Source organism: Streptosporangium sp. NPDC001681, from assembly GCF_040298085.1.
In the GTDB taxonomy this organism is placed as follows: domain Bacteria; phylum Actinomycetota; class Actinomycetes; order Streptosporangiales; family Streptosporangiaceae; genus Streptosporangium.
On sequence record NZ_JBEOZN010000103.1, the window covers coordinates 1 to 19000 of the forward strand.

At 69.7% G+C, this 19000-nt stretch carries 15 protein-coding genes and 2 pseudogenes; 15 read left to right on the forward strand and 2 right to left on the reverse strand.

The window, feature by feature from the left end; all coding sequences use genetic code 11:
• Positions 1-348: 348 nt before the first annotated feature.
• The 13 genes and pseudogenes from ABT130_RS34635 to ABT130_RS34695 all read left to right on the forward strand — a co-directional run bounded on the left by ABT130_RS34635 (position 349) and on the right by ABT130_RS34695 (position 13884).
• Positions 349-729: a hypothetical protein gene (locus tag ABT130_RS34635; RefSeq protein ID WP_350962728.1), complete on the forward strand. Its 381-nt coding sequence runs from the start codon at positions 349-351 to the stop codon at positions 727-729.
• A gap of 3 nt (positions 730-732) precedes the next feature.
• Positions 733-910, forward strand: a pseudogene (locus tag ABT130_RS34640) (NUDIX domain-containing protein); the annotation flags it as partial.
• Between the two features lie 727 nt (positions 911-1637).
• Positions 1638-1892, forward strand: coding sequence for a substrate-binding domain-containing protein (locus ABT130_RS34645; RefSeq protein WP_350962731.1), 255 nt, complete (start codon positions 1638-1640; stop codon positions 1890-1892).
• Between the two features lie 160 nt (positions 1893-2052).
• On the forward strand, positions 2053-4260 hold the full coding sequence (locus ABT130_RS34650; protein ID WP_350962734.1) for an Ig-like domain-containing protein: 2208 nt from the start codon (positions 2053-2055) through the stop codon (positions 4258-4260).
• 161 nt (positions 4261-4421) lie between these two features.
• Positions 4422-5540 (forward strand): GntR family transcriptional regulator, encoded by a 1119-nt coding sequence (locus ABT130_RS34655; protein ID WP_350962736.1) that lies wholly within the window; start codon positions 4422-4424, stop codon positions 5538-5540.
• Between the two features lie 50 nt (positions 5541-5590).
• The gene (locus ABT130_RS34660; RefSeq protein ID WP_350962739.1) at positions 5591-6883 is read left to right on the forward strand and encodes an ABC transporter substrate-binding protein; all 1293 of its coding nucleotides are present in this window, start codon (positions 5591-5593) and stop codon (positions 6881-6883) included.
• 2 nt (positions 6884-6885) lie between these two features.
• The gene (locus ABT130_RS34665) at positions 6886-7812 is read left to right on the forward strand and encodes a carbohydrate ABC transporter permease (RefSeq protein ID WP_350962741.1); all 927 of its coding nucleotides are present in this window, start codon (positions 6886-6888) and stop codon (positions 7810-7812) included.
• Positions 7805-8617 (forward strand): carbohydrate ABC transporter permease, encoded by an 813-nt coding sequence (locus ABT130_RS34670; protein WP_350917738.1) that lies wholly within the window; start codon positions 7805-7807, stop codon positions 8615-8617. The genes ABT130_RS34665 and ABT130_RS34670 overlap by 8 nt, the downstream gene beginning before the upstream one ends.
• Before the next feature lie 29 nt (positions 8618-8646).
• Positions 8647-9654, forward strand: coding sequence for a Gfo/Idh/MocA family protein (locus tag ABT130_RS34675; RefSeq protein ID WP_350962743.1), 1008 nt, complete (start codon positions 8647-8649; stop codon positions 9652-9654).
• Positions 9651-10421 carry a sugar phosphate isomerase/epimerase family protein gene (locus ABT130_RS34680; protein ID WP_350962746.1) on the forward strand — a complete coding sequence of 257 codons (771 nt, stop codon included), beginning with the start codon at positions 9651-9653 and terminating at the stop codon, positions 10419-10421. Before ABT130_RS34675 ends, ABT130_RS34680 begins: the two co-directional genes overlap by 4 nt.
• Positions 10418-11863: a beta-N-acetylhexosaminidase gene (locus ABT130_RS34685; protein WP_350962749.1), complete on the forward strand. Its 1446-nt coding sequence runs from the start codon at positions 10418-10420 to the stop codon at positions 11861-11863. Before ABT130_RS34680 ends, ABT130_RS34685 begins: the two co-directional genes overlap by 4 nt.
• Positions 11850-12875: an NAD-dependent epimerase/dehydratase family protein gene (locus tag ABT130_RS34690; RefSeq protein ID WP_350917727.1), complete on the forward strand. Its 1026-nt coding sequence runs from the start codon at positions 11850-11852 to the stop codon at positions 12873-12875. The genes ABT130_RS34685 and ABT130_RS34690 overlap by 14 nt, the downstream gene beginning before the upstream one ends.
• Before the next feature lies 1 nt (position 12876).
• On the forward strand, positions 12877-13884 hold the full coding sequence (locus ABT130_RS34695) for a dihydrodipicolinate synthase family protein (RefSeq protein WP_350962752.1): 1008 nt from the start codon (positions 12877-12879) through the stop codon (positions 13882-13884).
• Between the two features lie 166 nt (positions 13885-14050).
• Here the strand turns inward: ABT130_RS34695 and ABT130_RS34700 are convergent, their stop codons facing one another.
• Entirely contained in the window at positions 14051-15196 is a 1146-nt protein-coding gene (locus tag ABT130_RS34700) for a mandelate racemase/muconate lactonizing enzyme family protein (RefSeq protein WP_350962755.1), read from the reverse strand.
• A gap of 365 nt (positions 15197-15561) precedes the next feature.
• Here ABT130_RS34700 and ABT130_RS34705 point away from each other — a divergent pair, with 365 nt between their 5' ends.
• A complete protein-coding gene (locus tag ABT130_RS34705; protein ID WP_350962758.1) occupies positions 15562-15720 on the forward strand; it encodes a dsRBD fold-containing protein in 159 nt (52 codons plus the stop codon).
• 69 nt (positions 15721-15789) lie between these two features.
• On the opposite strand, the gene ABT130_RS34710 is transcribed toward ABT130_RS34705, so the two are convergent.
• Positions 15790-17781: a WD40 repeat domain-containing protein gene (locus tag ABT130_RS34710; protein WP_350962761.1), complete on the reverse strand. Its 1992-nt coding sequence runs from the start codon at positions 17779-17781 to the stop codon at positions 15790-15792.
• Between the two features lie 602 nt (positions 17782-18383).
• Here ABT130_RS34710 and ABT130_RS34715 point away from each other — a divergent pair.
• Positions 18384-18821: pseudogene (locus ABT130_RS34715) on the forward strand (transposase family protein); the annotation flags it as partial.
• Between the last annotated feature and the right edge of the window lie 179 nt (positions 18822-19000).

The following is a 19000-nucleotide window of genomic DNA, read 5'->3' on the forward strand; positions in this document are numbered from 1 at the left end:
CAAGAACGATGACACGAACGAGCAGAAGGACACACCAGAACAGCCGACACAGAATTAGCCCAGCTCAACTGCCTTGATCAAATTGACAGGTTCCGTGGTGACGGTCCCTGAGGATGACGCGGAAGCGTCGAGGGCACATCGAGGGCACATGGCGCCGGAAGACAGTGGCGGGCACTGTCAACTGACGACAGCGTTCTGGCAGCTCAGAAGCGATCTCCCTGATTTCGCCGCAGGTCACGGGCAGACCGAATTAGAACCCGGCCTACAGGCCGACTCGTCCGCCCTGTCCTCCTCTAATGGGGGTGAAGCCTTGATCGGGCAAGATCAAATGCCCAAGACGCCGGCATTGTGCGCCTGTTCGCCGAGAAGGCGGAGGCGGGCGTACGGGTGCGGATCCTGCTCGGGGATCCAGATTCGCCCGAGGTCGCCCGGCGCGGCGCGGACGAGGGCATCGGTGACGGCATGGCCGCTCAGATCAGGACGGCGCTCGTGCTGTACCGGCCACTTCGGCAACTCGACAGCGTGGAGATCCGGCTTCACCGCACCGTGCTCTACAACTTCATCTACCGCGCCGACGACCAGCTTCTCGCCAACACGCATGTGTACGGCACGCCCGCCGCCAGCGCACCGGTCATGCACCTGCGCAAAGTGCTGGGTGGCGACATGGTCTCCACCTACGTCGACAGTTTCGAAGCCGGCTGGGCCGACGCCACCCCGGTAGAGTCCTGAGCCATGGCCCGCCGGCTGGACTTCTACGACGACCCCTCAGCACCCGCGCCCAACAGCCTGGTCCCCTCGGTGAACGTCGTGGTCGTCAACGACGCCGGGGACATCCTGATGATCCACCGCACCGACAACGACAACTGGGCCGTCCCCGGCGGAGCGATCGACCGGCGAGTCCCTGCCGGAAACTTGGCGTCCCGGTCCCGGAGGAGGAAGCAGAACGAACCGGCCCGCTCCCCCAGATCCATGAGCAGGTTACGGGCCTGCTGGACCGCCCAGGCTCCGGTCGGGTTCGCGGTCACCCCCAGGATGTGCACGCGCCTGGTCGCCACCCCCATCACGAACAGGACGTACAGGCGTTTCAAGGAGATCGTGTCGACGTGGAAGAAGTCGCAGGCCAGCAGCCCTTTCGCCTGGGTACGCAGGAACGTTCGCCACGAGGTGTCGATGTTTCGGGAAGCCGGACCCGGCCGGCCGGCTCGCAGGATTCGCCTCACTGTCGCTTCACTGACCTGATAGCCGAGCCGGACGTCGATATCCCCATGCCAGGTTCTCCCGCGCCAGACGCACCACCAGATCCTGGATCTCCTTGCTCGTCCGGGGTCGACCGGGCCGGTTCGGATACGTCCACCGGCGTTGGACCAAGCGACGGTGCCACGCCAGCGGCCTGCCCGGGGTGACCAGCCGATGAGCACGCAGGGCGGGCGACAAGAACCTCGCCGGCGCGGCCAGCACCGCCCGATTGGCGCAGTCCGGCTTCGGGCGAGCGACCTGACGCCGCAACACCGCCACCTCATGACGGAGCATCATGATCTCGATATTCTTGATCGCTTTGCTTCGACCCAGTAGCGCCAGCCGGCCGAACAACCGAATCATGAGTAAGTAGAGGAGACGGAGAGCCACAAGAACCGATCTTGCCCGCACCGCCACCTCAGGTCGGCCTGCAGGTCGAGCACCCTGCGACGACTTTTGAAGCGGTACAGGCCGGGTCGGACGCGCAGCAGACCCGCCACTCCGTACCCGCGATCACGGCCCTCGATCTCGCGCCGGAGAACTCCGGCAAGGCCGCCGTCGAGCTGCTCATCGCGCGGCTCAACGGCGAGACCGCGCCGGGGCCGATCATCCTTCCCGCCAAGCTGCGGGGGCGCGCGTCGACTGGAGACGCCTGATCCGAGCGTGCCGACCGTCGCTCTCGCGCAGGCAGGACGGGGTGCGAATTCATGCCATTCTTCTTCCGTTCTTCTGGGGTTATTGTTTGCCAACTCGCGGATTCCCATGTCCGGATAGTTCGTAATTCGGCATGAATTCATTCCTGTGGAGGTGGCTTCCATGCCTGTAAGGCTCTTGAGGATCGCCGGGGCGCTCGTGCTGGCCCTGGCGAGCACGCCGGCCGTCCCGGCCGCCGCCCGCGCTGCGGGGCCGTCATCGGTGGTGATCGACTCCTCCGAGGCCGCCCCCGGCGTCGTACGGCTCGCCGGACGGTTCACCGGTGCGTACGACGTGACCATCGTGGTGAACGGCGAGCGGATCGAGCGCGCCAGGGTGAGCGATCCGGACGCCGACGACGCCGGCACGTGGTCCTACGACTTGGACACCAGCGCGATGGACGGCGAGGTCGAGATCTACGCCAAGGCGACGGACGCGGAGACGCGGTACGGCACGTGGTCGCAGCCGCTGACGCTGCGGGTGGACAACCCGCCGGCCAGGGCGCCGAAGGTGTCGATCGCCGAGCCGGCTGACGGGGCGAGGCTCACCCGGCCCACGACGGTGCGGGTTAACGTCACCGGCGCGGACGTGCGTTCGGTGCGGGTCCGGGTCAACGGCGGTCCCTGGCAGAGCGCGTCCGGCGCCAAGGGGCGGTACGTGACGCTGGTGAAGCCGGCCAAGTACGGCGATGTCATGGCGAGCCTGGAGGCCGAGGCGGTCGACGCGCGCGGCCACGTGTCCAGGTCGGCCACCCGGTACGTGGCGCTCGGCGCGGTGAAGAAGGAACGCCCGGCGCCGCACCGGCAGGACCGGGCGATGTGGATCTGGGAGAAGGCCTCCTACAACCTGGTGCTCAACCCCAGGTCGCGCCGCCTGCTGGAGACCGTTCTGGCGCCCGACTCGACGATCTACCTGGGAGTGGACACGTACGCCGGGCGCGACATGATCGAGGACGCGCGCCCCGAACTGCGCGACCTCGTGGCCTGGGCGCACCGCCGGGGGATGAAGGTGCACGCCACGGTGGCCGGCGGGACGCGCCCGCCCTATCTCGGCGCGCTCTCCCGCTATCGTGACCGCGCCGTCGGGGAGATGGAGCGCGTTCTCGACTACAACCTCTCGTCGGCGCCGGCCGAGCGCTTCGACGGGATCAACGTCGACATCGAGCCCTACATCCTGCCCTGGTTCGGCAGCGCCAAGCCCGACGTGCAGATCCAGTGGCTGGACACGCTGCGGGCGATGATCGCACGCCGGGACGCGTCCGGGCAGCCCCTGCTGTTCGGCCCCGCCGTACCCCGGTGGCTGGACACCTCCGCCTGCTGCACGGACATCCCGTACGGCGGGACCACCCGCACCATGGCCGAACACATCCAGGACATGTCCGACTACATCGCGATCATGGACTACCGGGACCAGGCGGACGGCGGCGCCGGCATCATCGCGCAGGCCGAGGGCGAGATGGCCTACGCCGAGCGCATCGGCAAGCCGCTCTCCGTGGTGGTCGGGGTGGAGACACTGGACATCGCGACCAGCGGGGACCCGTCCAGCATCACCTTCCGGGAGGAGGGGAGGAACGCGATGGAGGCGGAGCTGGCGAAGGTCTACCAGGCGTTCTCGGGCAGCCCCGCCTTCGCCGGGGTGGCACTCCACCACTACGACTCCTACCGGGAACTGCCCACGATCTGGGGCCCCTCGGCGCAGTGGCCCGCGCCGCCCGCCGACTCAGGTCCGCCCACGGGCGTCGAGTCGCCGCCGAAGGCCGTCGCGTTCGACCACGCCACGGTCGACCTGACCTACGGGCGGGCCTACGACGACACCGAGGTCGACTTCTACGAGGTGCACAGATCGACGGAGCCGGGCTTCACGCCCGGACCGGGCACGCTCGCCGGCAAGGCGCGCGGCCTGACCCACGCCGACGCCGGGCTGCTGCCCGGTACCGCCTACACCTACCGGATCGTGCCCGTGGACGTGGCGGGACACCGCGGCCCCGCGTCCGATCCGGTCGCCGTGACGACCGCGACCACCGACCTGCGTCCGATGGTGGTGGAGTCGATGGCCGTCACGCGGGAAGGTGGCACCGCGCGGGTACGGCTGCGCGTCGTGGACAAGGAGACCGGGGAGCCGGTGGCCGCGACGGTGCGCGGGCGGTTCACCTTCTCCGCCGGACGCTACGTGACGGTGACCGCGAACGCCGACGGCTGGGCCACCGCGACGTCCGAGGCGTTGAAGCAGCCGACGGGCGAGGTCGGGTTCGCCGGTCACCGGCTGACCTCGCCCGGCCGCTACTGGGCCGGCGCCTATGACCAGGACAGGGGCGTCACCGCCCGCTGGTGACGCCGCGTCCGCTGGAGGGCCGTCTCCCGCCGGAGGCGGCCCTTTCGCGTACGCATCAAGGCAGGAATTCATTCCTTTTAAGCGCGAAATAGGGCGTGAATTTAGGGTTGACATTGCACACATATGACGAGAAGAATCCCGTTATGGAGCCACCTGATGGAATGAATTCCCTCCCAAGGGGAAGGCGATTCCGCACCCTCGCGGCACGCCTGCGGCAGGAAATCGTGCAGGGTCGCTGGCCGGTCGGCGGCAGGCTGCCGACCGAGGCCGAGCTGGCGCAGACCTACTCGGTCGGGGTGAACACCGTGCGCCGCGCGGTGGACCTGCTGGTCGAGGAGGGACTCGTCCGGCGCCGGCAGGGGTCGGGCACCTTCGTGACCACCGCCTCCGTCACCACGGAGGCCAGGCCGCGGCTCATCGGCGCGCTCGTCCCGTCGAACACCTACTACTTCCCCCGGGTCGTCCAGGGCATCGAGCGGGCGGCCACCGCCGCCGGAGTCCAGCTCGTGCTCGCGTGCTCCAACTACGACCCCGGCGTCGAGCTCGCGCAGATCCAGCAGCTCGTCGACGTCGGGGTCGCGGGTCTGCTGCTGGTGCCCAACCTGCACCTCGTCGCCGACCCCGCCGCGCACCTGGCCCGGCTGCGCGAGCTGCCCGTGCCGTACGTGCTGGTGGAGCGCAGGCCGGCCGACCCCCGCCCGGCCGACTCGACGTCCTATGTCTGCACCGACGTGCACGGCGGCGGCTACGCGGCGGTCCAGCACCTCAGCCGGCTCGGCCGGAGCCGGATCGGCTACCTCGGCCGGATCGGCACCGCAACCTCGGAGCATGTCTTCGCGGGATACCGCCAGGCCGTCGCCGACCTCGGGCTGCCGGAGATCCCGGAGGCCGTGGCCAGGCAGCCCGTCTGGACCGGGCCCGACATGCTGGCATACGCCAACTCGCTGGTCACGGAGAAGGTGCGCGCGGTGGTGTGTCTCGGCGACCGCGAGGCGACCGCGCTCCTGCCCTACCTGCGCCGGGTCGGCCTGACCGTCCCCGACGACATCGCCGTGGTCGCCTACGACGACGAGGTCGCCGACCTGTCCGAGGTGCCGCTCACCGCGGTGTCGCCGCCCAAGGCCGAAGTCGGCCGCATGGCGACCGAGCTGCTGCTCCGCCGGATCGAGCTCGGTCCCGTCGCCCCGGTCTGCCGCGTCGTGCTGCAGCCCCGCCTGGCCGTACGGGCCTCCTGTGGCGCCGCCGCCAGCAGCCTCGTCGAGGTCCGCGTCCCCATGTGACGCCGGCCGTCATCCTCACCCCCCTTCCCCCTTTCCTGTTGGAGGACCCAATGAGAGTGCGCATGCTCGCCGCCGCCGCGGTGGCCGTCCTCACCGTGGCCGGCACGGCGTCATGTGGCGGCTCGGCCGACGATTCGGGAGCGGTCACCCTGAAGCTCGGCTTCTACGCCGCGGCGGGAGACGCCGCAGACACGACCATGCGGGAGCTCGTCAAGGAGTTCACGGCCGCCAACCCGCAGATCAAGGTGCAGCTGGAGGTCGCGCCGTACGTCAAGTTCTTCGAGAAGCTGCGGACCGAGATCGCCGGCGGGCAGGCGCCGCAGGTGTGGCTGTCCGACGGCGTGCTCGTGCAGGAGTTCGCGGCGCGGGGCGCCCTCGCCGACCTAGGCGACCGGGTCAAGACCGTCAACGCCGACGACTACTTCGGCATCGAGATGAACCGGGACGCCAAGGGCCGGATCTACGGCTTCCCGCAGGGCGCCCAGACACCGGTGCTGTTCTACAACAAGAAGCTGTTCGCTGAGGCCAAGGTGGCCGAGCCGACGGCCGACTGGACCTACGACGACCTCGCCGCGGCGGCCAAGAAGCTCACCAAGGACACCAACGGCGACGGCATCCCCGACACGTATGGCTTCCGCGCCTACTCGCCGGGCTTCACCGAGAGCTGGTGGCCCATCGTCAAGGCGTTCGGCGGCGACATCGTCACCGACGACAACCGCAAGGTGGTCGTCGACAGCCCTCAGTCCAAGGCCGCGCTCGACTGGATGCTCGGTGCGACGGGCAAGGACGGGTTCGCCCCCGACTACGTGACCACCGAGGGCCTGGGCAAGGGCGTCGTCCACACGCTGTTCGCCACCGGCCGGGTCGCGATGTCGTACGGCATCTACGCCCGCACCCTGCCCGCGGTGAGCGCGGGCGTCGACTTCGGGGTGGCGCCGCTGCCGAAGGGCCCGGCCGGCCGCGGCAACATCGCGATCGTCAACTCGTGGGTGGTCAGCAAGGCCGCCTCGCCGGCGCAGGCCGACGCGGCGTGGAAGTGGATCACCTTCTTCTCCGGGGAGGGCCCGCAGCGCAAGTGGGCCGAGCTGGGCGAGGCGATCCCGATCAACAAGAAGGTCGCCTCCACGGCCCTGCCCGCCGACCGCGGCCCGGCGTTCCTCGAATCGCTCGACGCGGCCACCGACCTCGGCGCCAACGCCGTGTGGTCGGAGTACACCGAGGCTCTGGCCAAGCGGATGAACGAGGCGCTGTCGGGCGCCACGCCCGTCGCCACCGCGCTCACGGCCGGGCAGAAGGACGCCCAGGAGGTCATCGACCGCTTCTACGCGGGGCAGACGCAGTGACGGTGCTCACCAGGCGAGCCGGGAAGGTGGCCGCGGAGCCGCGGCCACCCGCCCGGAAACGGCGCACAGGGGAGCGGGCCTGGGCGTTCGCCTTCGCCTCGCCCTACCTGCTCCACCTGGTCGCACTGGCCGCCTGGCCGCTGCTGGCCTCGCTGTTCTTCAGCATGACCGACTACGACCTGATGTCCTCGCCCAGGTTCGTCGGGTTCGGCAACTTCACCCGGCTCTTCAGCGACGGCCTCTTCTGGCGGACGCTCGGCAACACCGCGTACTTCGCCGTGCTGTTCGTGCCGACCCAGACGGCCCTGGCCCTGGGCCTGGCGATCGCGCTCAACCAGCGGCTGCGCGGCATGGCCCTGTTCCGCGCGGCCTACTTCGTCCCGGTCGTCTCCTCGTGGGTGGTCGTCGCGTACGTCGCGGACGCGGTCTTCAACCCGCAGACCGGCATCGCCAACCAGGTGCTCGGCTTCTTCGGGCTGCCCGCCGAGAACTGGCTGCAGGATCCCGCGCTGGTGATCCCCACGCTCGCGGCGGTCGCGGTGTGGAAGGGCGTCGGCTACATGATGGTGCTCTTCCTCGCGGGCCTGCAGGCCATCCCCGAGGAGCGCTACGAGGCGGCGAAGATCGACGGCGCGTCGGCCTGGAACCGGTTCCGGTACATCACCCTGCCCGGTATCTCCGGCACCACCTTCCTGGTGCTGGTGCTCACCTCCATCGAGACGCTGCAGTCGTTCGAGCAGGTCTTCGTGATGACCGACGGAGGTCCACACGGGGCGAGCGAGCTCACCGTGCTCCACCTCTACCGGCAGGGCTTCCAGTTCTTCCAGATGGGCTACGCCTCGGCCATCGCGTGGGTGCTGTTCGTGCTGGTGCTCGCGCTCACCCTCGTGCAGTTCCGGCTCCAGCGCAGGTGGGTGCACTATGCGTAAGACCGCTTCCTACGTCCTGGTCCTCGCGGGCGCCCTGGTCATGCTGCTGCCCTTCGTGGCAGCTCTCGGGAACTCGCTCAAGAGCTTCGCGCAGTACATCCAGGTGCCGCCGGTGTGGATCCCCGATCCGGTCCAGTGGGACAACTACGCGGAGGTGTGGCGGCGCACCCCGTTCGGGCTCTACCTCGTCAACAGTCTCGTGATCGCGGTCTTCGCCGTGGCCGGCAACGTGCTGACCAGTGCGATGGTCGGCCACGCCCTGGCCAGGATGCGCCTGCCTGGCAAGCAGACGCTGCTCACCATGGCCCTCGGGACCATGATGCTGCCGACCGTCATCACGATCGTCCCGAACTTCCTGCTGTTCCGCTCGCTGGGCTGGCTGGACACGCTGCTGCCGCTCATCGTGCCGTACTGGCTGGCCACGCCCATCGGGATCTTCCTGATGCGGCAGACCTTCCTCGGCATCCCCAAGGACTTCGAGGAGGCCGCGGGCCTCGACGGCGCCAATCCCTGGCAGGTGTTCTGGCGGATCCACCTCCCGCTGGCCAAGCCCGCCCTGGCCACGCTCGCGGTCTTCACGTTCACCACGTCGTGGAAGGCCGTGCTGGAACCCACCATCTACCTCACCTCACCCGAGAACTACACGTTGCCGGTCGGGGTGCTGAGCCTCAAGGGCCAGTTCGTCGGAAACGACCAGCTCGTCACGGCCGCGGCCATGATGAGCCTGCTGCCGATGCTCGTCGTGTTCGTCCTGGCCCAGCGCTATTTCGTCCGCGGCACCATGTCCGCGGGACTCAAGGGCTGAAGTTCCCCATCCGATCCAGAAAGGAAATCGTGACAACAACATCCGGGCTGCGCCTGGGCGTCATCGGCGCGGGCACCATCGCCGAGTTCCACGTGGCCGCCGCACGGCAGACAGCCGGGCAGGTGAAGGTCGTCGCGGTGTGCGATGTGCGGGCCGAGGCGGCGGAGAAGCTGGCCGCGGAGGCCGGCGCCCGCGTCTTCACCGACCATCGGGCGATGATCGAGGCCGGCGGCCTCGACGCGGTCGTGATCACCGTCCCGCACGCCCTGCACGCCCCGATCACCCTGGACGCCGCCGCGGCCGGGCTGCACGTGCTCGTGGAGAAGCCGATCGCCACCACGCGCGAGGACGCGATCCGCATGATCGACGCCTGCCGCGCGGCCGGCGTCGTGTTCGCGGTCGGGCACGTCCTGCGCTTCGTCCCGACGCTGCGCGCCACGGCCGCCTACCTCGCCTCGGGCGAACTCGGCCACGTCGTCGTGGCCTCGGAACGGCGTACCGCCGACTACGCCGACCCCGCGCGGCCCCGCTGGTTCCTCGACGCCGGCATGGCCGGCGGCGGGATCGTGCTCAACGTCGGCACCCACAGCATCGACAAGCTCCAGATGCTCGTCGGCTCGCCGATCGTCGAGGTCACCGGCCACATCGCCGGAGCCGCCGGCGGGTCGGTGGAGACGGAGGCGGTCGCGCTGGCGCGGCACGCCGACGGCACCCGCTCGACGATCTCCGTCACCGGCACCGGCCTGCCGTTCACCGACGAGGCCGAGATCGTGTGCGGGGAGGGCGCGGTACGGATCAGCCGAGGCGAGGGCGTCTGGTCCTTCCGCGGAGGCGTCGCCACCCAGGTGGCCGCTCCCGAACCCGGTGAGATGTCCAGGGCGTTCGCCGCGCAGCTCGCCGACTTCGCGCGGGCCTGCGCGGCGGGGACCGCGCCCGAGGTCACGCCGGAGTACGCGCTGTCCGTCCTGGACGTCGCCCTCGCCGTCTACGAGTCCGCCCGTCAAGGTTCCACCGTCACAGTGAAGGGACAGATGTGAACCCGCTCGCGTTCAGCACGCTCGGCATGCCGGGCGCCCCCGCCGACGAGGTGATCGCGGTGGCCGCCCGGTACGGCTGCGCCGGCGTGGAGCTGCGCTGCGCCGAAGGTGAGATCGTCTCCCCGGACACATCGCCCGGCGACCTGCGCGCGGTCGCGCGCGCTTTCGACGCCGCCGGAATCGAGATCGTCGCCGTCTGCTCCTACACCCGCGTGGCGCGGCCGGACGGCGATCCCGTGGCCGAGGTGCTGCGCCATGTTGAGGTCGCCGAGGCGCTCGGCTCGCCGTACGTGCGGGTCTTCGGCGGGGTCGAGGGGCAGGACGACCCGGCCACCACCGCGACTCGGAGGCTCGCGGAGGTGGCGGACCGGCTGCCGGACAACGGCGTCGACGTGCTGCTGGAGACCCATGACGTCTTCCTCACCGGCGAGGCGATCGCCGGGGTCCTCGCCGGTGTCGGCTCGCCACGGGTCGGCGCGCTGTGGGACGTGGTCAACCCGTGGCGCGCGGGGGAGACGGCCGCCGACACGGCGGACGCGCTGGCGCCGTACCTGCGGCACGTGCAGATCAAGGACGCGGCGGCGCCCACCGAGCTCGCGCCGGTGCTGCCGGGACAGGGCGCGGTCGGGGTGCCCGGCGTGCTCGCCGAGCTCGACCGCATCGGATACTCCGGATACCTCGCGCTGGAGTGGGAGCGCATGTGGTATCCCGACGCGCCCCCGATAGGCGAGGCCCTCGCGGCCTTCCGCCAGGTGATCGGGCGATGATCCCGCAGGTGGCCTCGTCGACCCCGGGACAGGGGCTGTTCCCGCTGGACCGGGGCGCGTGGGTGCGCGGTCCGCACGCCGACACGGCGCGGGAGCTGCTCGGCCTGGCCGCGGACGGCGAGGGTCCCGGGGAGATCACCATCCGCCTCGTGGACGACGCGTCCCTGGGGGAGGAGGGGTACACCCTGACCGTCGCCCCGGAAGGGGTCCAGATCGGCGCGGCGGGCGTCGCGGGCCTGCGCTGGGGCGTCCAGACGCTGCGCCAGCTCGGTGGGCCCGGCGGCGTGCCGTGCGGCACCGTCCGCGACGTGCCCAGATACGCCTGGCGCGGCGTCATGATCGACGTGGCCCGATGGTGGCGCCCGGTCTCGTTCCTGCGCGCGTACGTGGATCTGCTGGCGCTGCACAAGTTCAACGTCCTGCACCTGCACCTCACCGACGACCAGGGCTGGCGGTTCGAGGTGCGCGGGCACCCGCGGCTCACCGAGGTCGGGGCCCACCGCGCCGAGTCCCCTGCCGGCCACGCACGGGAGGGCAGGTTCGACGGCACCCCGCACGGGGGTTTCTACACCCAGCGGGAGCTGCGCGACCTGGTGGATTACGCGGCCGCCCGCGGTGTGACCGTGGTCCCCGAGATCGAGTTCCCCGGACACTCCCAGGCCGCGATCGCGGCCTGCCCCTGGCTCGGCCACTCGCCGGCCGAACCCGTCGAGGTGCGGACCTCGTGGGGCATCTCGTCGCACGTGCTCAACGTGAGCGACCGCGCCGCCGGTTTCGCCCGCGACGTGCTCGACGAGCTGTGCGATGTGTTCCCGTCCCGATTCGTCCATATCGGTGGTGACGAGGTCCGCGGCGACGAATGGGCCGCCAGTCCCGACGCCGCGCGGCGGGTGACGAGCGCCGGGCTCGCCGGGCCGGCCGCCCTGCACGGCTGGTGGGGACGGCTCCTCGCCGATCACCTGCGTGGGCTCGGCCGCCGCGCGGTGGCCTGGGACGACATGCTCGACCACGGCCCGCCCGAGGACATGGTGATCATGGCGTGGCGGGGCGTGGAGCGGATCGACGCGGCTCTGCGGGCGGGCCACGACGTGGTCGCCGCCCCGCACACGCACACCTACCTCGACTACGCCGAATCGGACGCTCCCGGAGAGCCGGTCAGCATCGCGGGGCCGCTTCCGTTGGAAACCGTCTACGGATTCGACGCGGGGGAGGGGGTCCTCGGCATGCAGGCCCAGCTCTGGGGCGAGTACCTCCCCACGCGGGAACGCTTCGACTACAACGCCTTTCCCCGCCTCTGCGCCGTCGCCGAGGCCGCCTGGTCCTCCGGCCGGGACCTCGGCGACTTCACCCGGCGGCTGACCGCCCACCTGCCGCTCCTCGACCGCCTGGGCGTGGGCTACCGGCGGCCACACGACGAAGGAGCGCGACATGTTCACCTCTGAGCGGGAACTTGAGGACCGGCTGGCCACCCCTTCGGCCGCGCTGGTCACCGACGTCGGCGAGCTGGACGGCGACCTCGTCGTGCTCGGTGCCGGCGGCAAGATGGGGCCGAGCCTGGTCCGGCTGGCCCGGCGCGCGCTGGACACCGCGGGACGGAAGTCCGCCCGCGTGTACGCCGTGTCGCGCTGGTCGGACGACGCCGCCGCCAAGGCGCTGGCGGACCAGGGCGTCGACGTGGTGCGCCACGACCTGATGGGCGGCGACGACCTGGCCGGGCTGCCCGACGCGGCGAACGTCGTTTTCATGGTCGGCGCCAAGTTCGGCACGTCGGCCGCGCCGTACCAGGCGTGGGCGGTCAACGCGGCGCTGCCCGCCGCCGTCGCCCGCCGCTACCGCGACTCGGCGATCACGGCGTTCTCCACCGGCAACGTGTACCCGCTGGTGGACGTGGCCTCCGGAGGTAGCGCGGAGGGCGACCAGCCGGGACCGGTGGGGGAGTACGCGATGAGCTGCCTCGGCCGCGAGCGGATCTTCGAACACGCCGCCGCCACGTACGGCACCCGGGTCGCGATCCTGCGCCTCAACTACGCGGTGGACCTGCGCTACGGCGTGATCGCGGACATCGCCGCCAATGTGGTGGCGGGTGAGCCGGTCGACGTCACGACCGGGCACGTCAACGTCGTGTGGCAGGGGTATGCGAACGAGGTCGCGCTGCGTTCGTTGCTGCACGCGCGGGCTCCGGAGGCGTTCACGCTCAACCTGACCGGTCCCGAGACCGCCTCGGTACGGCGCACGGCCACCCGGCTCGCCGCCGCGCTCGGCGTCGAAGCGACCTTCCACGGCCAGGAGAGTGGTACGGCGCTGTTGAACGACGCCTCCCGCTGCCACGGCCTGTTCGGCTATCCGGACGTGCCGTTGGACACGCTGATCGCGTGGCAGGCCGCCTGGCTGGCGCGTGGGCTGCCCCTTTCGGGAAAGCCGACCAAGTTCGCGGTGCGCGACGGGGGGTTCTGAGATGTCGATCGACCTGCTCAGGGAGGGGACGGTCATCCCCGCCCACCCGCTGGCGCTGACCGAACAGCGCACGCTCGACGAACGTCGCCAGCGCGCGCTCACCCGCTACTACCTCGCCTCGGGGGCGGGCGGGGTGGCCGTCGCGGTGCATACGACGCAGTTCGAGATCCGCCAGGCAGGGCTGCTCCGGCCGGTGCTGGAGATCTCCGCCGACGTGGTCGCGAAGGAGCCCGACCGGCCCTTCGTCATGGTAGCCGGAGCGTGCGGCGACACGCCCCAGGCCGTCGCCGAGGCGGAGCTCGCGGCCTCACTGGGCTACGACGCCGTGCTGCTGTCCCCGCAAGTGCCGGGCGCCGACGAGCCGGAGCTGCTGGACCGGGCCAGGGCCGTGGGCGAGGTGCTGCCCGTCATCGGCTTCTACCTGCAGGAGGCGGTGGGCGGTCGGAGGCTGAGCCCGCCGTTCTGGCGCTCGCTGGCCGAGCAGGATTCCGTGGTGGCGATCAAGATGGCGCCCTTCGACCGTTACCGTACGGTCGAGGTGGTCAGGGCCGTCGCCGAGTCGGGGCGCGGCGACGACATCGCGCTCTACACCGGCAACGACGACAACATCCTGGCCGACCTGCTCACGCCGGTCGCGGGCCGCCGCCTCGTCGGCGGCCTGCTCGGCCAGTGGGCGGTGTGGACCCGCGCGGCGGTGCTCATGTTCGAGGAGGTACGGCGGGCGTGGGCCGGGGACGACCGGGTCCTGCGCTCCCTGCTGGCCCGCGCCGCCGACCTCACCGACGCCAACGGCGCCGTTTTCGACGTGGCGGGCGGCTTCCGCGGCTGCATCGCCGGAGTCCACGAGGTGCTGCGCGGACAGGGCCTCCTGGCCGGCACGTGGTGCCTCGATCCGGCCGAAGGGCTGTCCCCGGGACAGGCCGAGGAGATCGCCCGGGTCGGCGCCGCCTATCCCTGGCTGGTCGACGACGACTTCGTCGCCGCCCACCTGGACGACTGGCTGCGCTGACCACAGGTGAACCCCGGCCTTGGGCACCGAGGCGGGAGACCGAGGCCGCGGGGCCTGGGGGCTTGGAGTCAGGGCTGGGGAGTGCATCCCCGGCCCCGGGCCGCGCAGGCGATTCGGTGAGCCGCCGCTCTCCTCAGGGAGCGGCGGCTTCACCTTGTCAGACTCGTCAGACGCTCCAGTGCGCCGTGGAGAGGGCGCGGACCGCGTCCTCGTCCACCTCGACGCCGAGTCCCGGCCCCGTGGGCACCAGAGCCGTGCCGTCCACGACCTCCACCGTGCTCCCCCCGACGTAGGCCGAGTGGACGAACTGCCGTCCGTTGAGGTCGACAGGGGTGTCCACGCCGAACGCGGCGAACAGGTGCAGCGAGGCGGCGAACCCGAGATCGGTGTCGGTCAGCCCCGAGCCCATGATGCGCAGCCCCGCGTCCTCGGCGAGCTGGCACAGCCGGCGGGACAGCGTGAGACCGCCTGAACGCTGGACCTTGGCGATGGCGATGTCGACCGCGTCGAGCTTCACGAACGTGGCCAGGTCGGAGGGATGGCGCAGGCTCTCGTCCAGCGCCACGGGCAGGGGGCTCCGGTCCCGCAGCCTGCGCAGCCCGGTGACGTCGTTGGCGGGCAGCGGCTGCTCGAACGCCGACACGTCCAGGTCGGCGAGCCTGCGCGCCATGCGCAACGCGCCGTCCACGGTGTAGGCCTGATTCGCGTCCACCCAGATGGGCGCGTCCGGGGCCGCCTCCCTGACCGCCGCCACGACAGAGACGTCCGTCGCCTCGTCGTGCAGGCCTACCTTGACCTTGTACGCGTGATAGCCCTGCGCCCGGCCCTCCTCGACCGCCTGCCGTACCTCGGCCGGGGTCTGGCCGGCCACGATCCAGCCGAGCGTGATGCGGTCGACGCGGCGCTGGCCCCAGAGCAGGCCGATGGAGACTCCGAGCGCCCGGCCGAGCAGGTCGTGCAGCGCGATGTCGAGTGCGGACTTGGCGATGGGCGAGCCGATCGTCAGCCCCCGGTTGATCACCCTCTCGTAGGCCGCACAGGCGCCGTCGAGATCCCACGCCGGCCGTCCGATCAGCGCGGGAGCGAGGTAGCGGTCGATCGTCGTCGAGATCGACTCCACGGTCTCGTAGGTCCAGGCGGGCGTCGGCGTCGCCTCCCCCCAGCCGGTCCGCCCTCCGGCCGTCACCTTGACGAGAACCCGTTCGGCGGGCCTCCCCGCCGTGGTGACACTCCCTCCGGAAATGCTGAACGACCGGATGGTCGGCAATTCCACGACGAATGTCTCCACCCGCTCGATGACCAGCGAATCCATGATTCTCCCAATGGAATGAATTCATGCTCATTTCTTTTATGGCAATGCCCTCAACCTAGCATGCCGGAAATGGCTCACGAATTAATGGAATGAATTCATTGCCCCTGTTGTCGAGTTCCGGCGTGGACTGAATCCCGCCCTGCCTGGCTCGCGTACGCCCGCGTCGTCGCCGGCGCCCCGGCGAGACGCCCTCCGCGGCGGTCTCGGGCCCGGATGCGCCCGTCCTTGCCGTGAGTCAATGGGGCCGCAGGCCGGCTGCGGTCGGGAAGGTGGGTGTATCCCTCCGGCCGGAGAGGGCGGGCCCTGCGCCCCGTAGGCGTGAAAGCATGTTATGGACATCTGCCGCCCTCCGAGGAGGACCGAAGATGATCGGCAGGCGCTGGAACGTCACCATCGACATCACCGAACACGGTGATGACACTCATGCCCGTGCCGCACTGACCGTTCCGGCCGTGGTCAGCGTTTCGGGCGCGGGACATGCCCGCCGAGTTTGGACTCCAGTGGACAACACCCGGAGAAGCTGATCAGTTCAACAAGGATCGACTCACCCACCTCGGCGGTCCGAGGCAGAGCCTTTCTCGAATATCAGCAAGTCAATGAGAAAGGTCCGTGAGGTCCCAGATTCGGATGCTGCCGTCGTTGCCGCCGGAGACGGCGATTGGTTTGCCTTTGAGCATGGTCACCGCGACCCCGCTGACGGCACCGTGGTGGCCGGAGAAGGGAGGCAGGAGCGGTTTCATCGTCTGCGGGTCCCACACGATCACCGTGCCGTCGTCCTGCCCGGTCACCAGCACCGTCCGGGATCCGACGCGCGTGACAGCCATGGCGGTGGACCGGATGCTCAGGGCCTTGCCATACGGCTCGCCCGTCGTGGCGTCCCACAAGCGGATGCTGCCCCATCCGGGGGCGTACTTACGCCGGAAGAAGACGATGGTCTTACCGTCGACCTGCCCGATCGCCAGGGATTCAGCCTGGCCGCCGCTAGTGATCGGCTTGCCGATCGGTTGGCCGGTGGCCTGGTCCCATAGCTCTATCTGCTCGCCGGCGGCGGTGGCGATGATCCGGCTGCCAACCGCAACGGCGTCCACTGCCGTCGCGTTGACCTGGCGGGGATGGCTTCCCGCCGACAGATCCCAGAGTTCGGCTCCGCCGCCCCGCGTTGCGATGGCCACGACGGAGCCATCCGCCGAGAGCTGGGCAGGTCCGTCTGCGGATGCGACGAAGATCCCTGTCTTGTCCACCCGCTTGCCCGTCGCCGCATCGCGGGCCACCAGCCCATGCTCAACGTCCGCGTAGACGATGACTGGCTTCCCGCCCCGCGTGACCGTGGTCATGGGCGCGTGCTCGATGCACGAGCAGGAGATGGGTGCACGGAATGGCTTGTGGGTGGCCAGATCCCACATGCGGATCGTGTCGTCGTTGCCGGTGGTCACGGCGATGGCCTTGCCCCGGACCTTGGTCACCGCGAGTGTTTCGACGCCCCCGCCGTAGCCGAAGAACGGCTTGCCGAGTTGTCTGCCCGTGCGCAGGTCCCAGATCGTCAGCATCCCGTCGGGATCGCCGATGACCAGGATCGGCGTGGTGCCGTACCTGCCCACCGCCGCCACGTGATCCAAGAGATCGTCGCTGTCCCAGCCGTGGCCGATGAGTTTGCCGGTGGCCAGGTCGGCGACCCGCAGGGTGCTGGCCCCGCCCAAGATCGTGACCGTTCTCCCGTCGAGCTCGTGCAACTCGACGGGGGAGAACTCACCCTTGTGTTTCACCTCGGTGACAGCGCCGGTGGCCAGGTCCCAGCGTTCCATGCGGCCGTAGAAATCGCCGTCGGTACCGGTGACGACTGCGACGCCACCCTGGATGGCGATGCTGTTGATGTAGTCCATCGATGTCACCTTGGCGGTGGCCAGAGCCTTGCCCGTCTTCAGGTCCCACGAACGGAGAACCTCATCCGCGTCCCCGGTGACGGCTACGGTGGTCCCGCCCAGTTGCCCGATCGCCCCGGCCCTGGGTTCGGCCTCATGCCCCTTCAGCGTGGCGCCGACCGCGGAGCCGGTGGTCAGGTTCCAGAGCTGGAGCTCGAAAGGGAACTCGCCTTCGGTCAGCGCGACATGCTGACCGTCGTGGGAGCCAACGGCCAGCAGATTGGTAAGGGTTTGGGTCATGATCGGTGGGGTCAACGGGCGGCGCGTGCCGAGGTCCCACGCGCGCAAGGTACCACCGCTCACGACCGCGATGTCCTTGCCGTCCCAGTGGTGCAGCTCGATGTGGTCCACGCCGCCCTGACCCGCGGGGATGGGCTCGCCAATGAGCTTGCGCGTGGCGAGATCCCAGACGCGAAGCAGGTCGTCGCGGCCACCCGTGACGATCACCGGCTTGCCGTTCACCGAACCAACCGCCGGGGAGACGGCCCGGTTGCTATGCCCGTACATGGCGGGCCCAAGCTGACGGCCGGGCATGGGCGCCGCATGCGCGGTGATCTCCGGGATCGCAGGGGACGATGGGGTGGGTGCGGTGCGAGGATCCGCGCTGCAAGCGCCGGCAAGGGTAAGCAACCCAAGCGCAATCGTAAGCGCCTTGAACGATGCCACCCGAACCCTCCCCGCGATGGCATATCAACGCCTATGGCCATCTATCGGCCCATCTTCCCGTATAGCGACTAGATGATCAATGGAGGGGAAGGGCTGGCCTAGTGCCGATTCGGGCACATATCTGGTCGTAGACGCTGTCACAGCCGACGGGTTTGCTGTGCACGGCAGGCCTTGGTCACGGGCGTTGCGTTTCGAAGAATGGTATCCAGGATCGCGATCTTGCTAACAGGTTTGCTAACACCCTGCCGGGATGCCGGTAGACATCCGAAGAAGTCGATCAATTCAACTAGGCCCCCGAGCAGGCAGTTCTAACATCTGTAGACGTCCGTGGATCATGATCGTTCCGCTTTTGATCCGTAGGGTTCGAAGCACCCTCCGAGGAGTCGATGCCGTACGGTGACGCAGTCATGGTTGCGGTGCGCCCGCTCCACTGAGGAGGATCCCGTCACCGAGCCTGAGCTGGAGCGGCATGGTGAGTCTCGCCGTGTTCTGGGCCACCGGAAAGCCCTCCACGCTCCACGTTATGCTCGCCGTGCAGTCGCCCGCGCGCAGGCTCATCAGGCGACCGTTGCGAATGCTCGCCTGGAGCAGGCCGACGCCGAACTCCAGCCGGAAAGGCCCGCCACCACGGCGGCAACATCCAAGCCCTGTCCGCACCCTGCGGCCTGCCACTATGGGTGTCCGACGTCGAACCCGGATCGGTCCACGATCTGACAGCGGCCCGCGAACACGTCCTGGGGGCGCTGTACAAAACCGCCGCCGACGGTCTCCCCACCCTGGCCGACTCCGGCTACGACGGCGTCGGCATCGGCATTCTCACCCCGGTCAAACAACCCGCCGACGGCCGGCCCCTCGACCTCGACACCCGCACCCGCAACGCACTCCTACGCGCCCTGCGCTGCCTGGGCGAACGCGGCTTCGCCCTGCTCACACAACGCCGGCGCACCCTCCAGCGCATCACCGTCAGCCCCAGCAGAATCGGCGACATCATCAAAGCCGTACTCGTTCTCACCCATTTCGAACACGGCTACCCGAAATGAAAGTCGCTGAGATCACCTCACTGGCCAGACCCTTTGAAAGCAGGGATGGCCCTTTGCTATCCGCGTAGCATGTTGTCCCGTGATCGCTTGTTGCTCCCGGTTTTCGGCGGCGTCGGAAGCAGCGAGTGCGGGCAACTGCTCCTATCGCGGGTGCGAGGTGGGTAGCGTCTGTCTCCGTT

Coding starts and splice junctions, on each gene's coding strand:
- ABT130_RS34660 (WP_350962739.1), top strand. CDS start 5,591: ATGAGAGTGCGCATGCTCGCCGCCGCCGCGGTGGCCGTCCTCACCGTG.
- ABT130_RS34695 (WP_350962752.1), top strand. CDS start 12,877: ATGTCGATCGACCTGCTCAGGGAGGGGACGGTCATCCCCGCCCACCCG.
- ABT130_RS34705 (WP_350962758.1), top strand. CDS start 15,562: ATGATCGGCAGGCGCTGGAACGTCACCATCGACATCACCGAACACGGT.
- ABT130_RS34670 (WP_350917738.1), top strand. CDS start 7,805: ATGCGTAAGACCGCTTCCTACGTCCTGGTCCTCGCGGGCGCCCTGGTC.
- ABT130_RS34650 (WP_350962734.1), top strand. CDS start 2,053: ATGCCTGTAAGGCTCTTGAGGATCGCCGGGGCGCTCGTGCTGGCCCTG.
- ABT130_RS34685 (WP_350962749.1), top strand. CDS start 10,418: ATGATCCCGCAGGTGGCCTCGTCGACCCCGGGACAGGGGCTGTTCCCG.
- ABT130_RS34655 (WP_350962736.1), top strand. CDS start 4,422: ATGAATTCCCTCCCAAGGGGAAGGCGATTCCGCACCCTCGCGGCACGC.
- ABT130_RS34700 (WP_350962755.1), bottom strand. CDS start 15,196: ATGGATTCGCTGGTCATCGAGCGGGTGGAGACATTCGTCGTGGAATTG.
- ABT130_RS34690 (WP_350917727.1), top strand. CDS start 11,850: ATGTTCACCTCTGAGCGGGAACTTGAGGACCGGCTGGCCACCCCTTCG.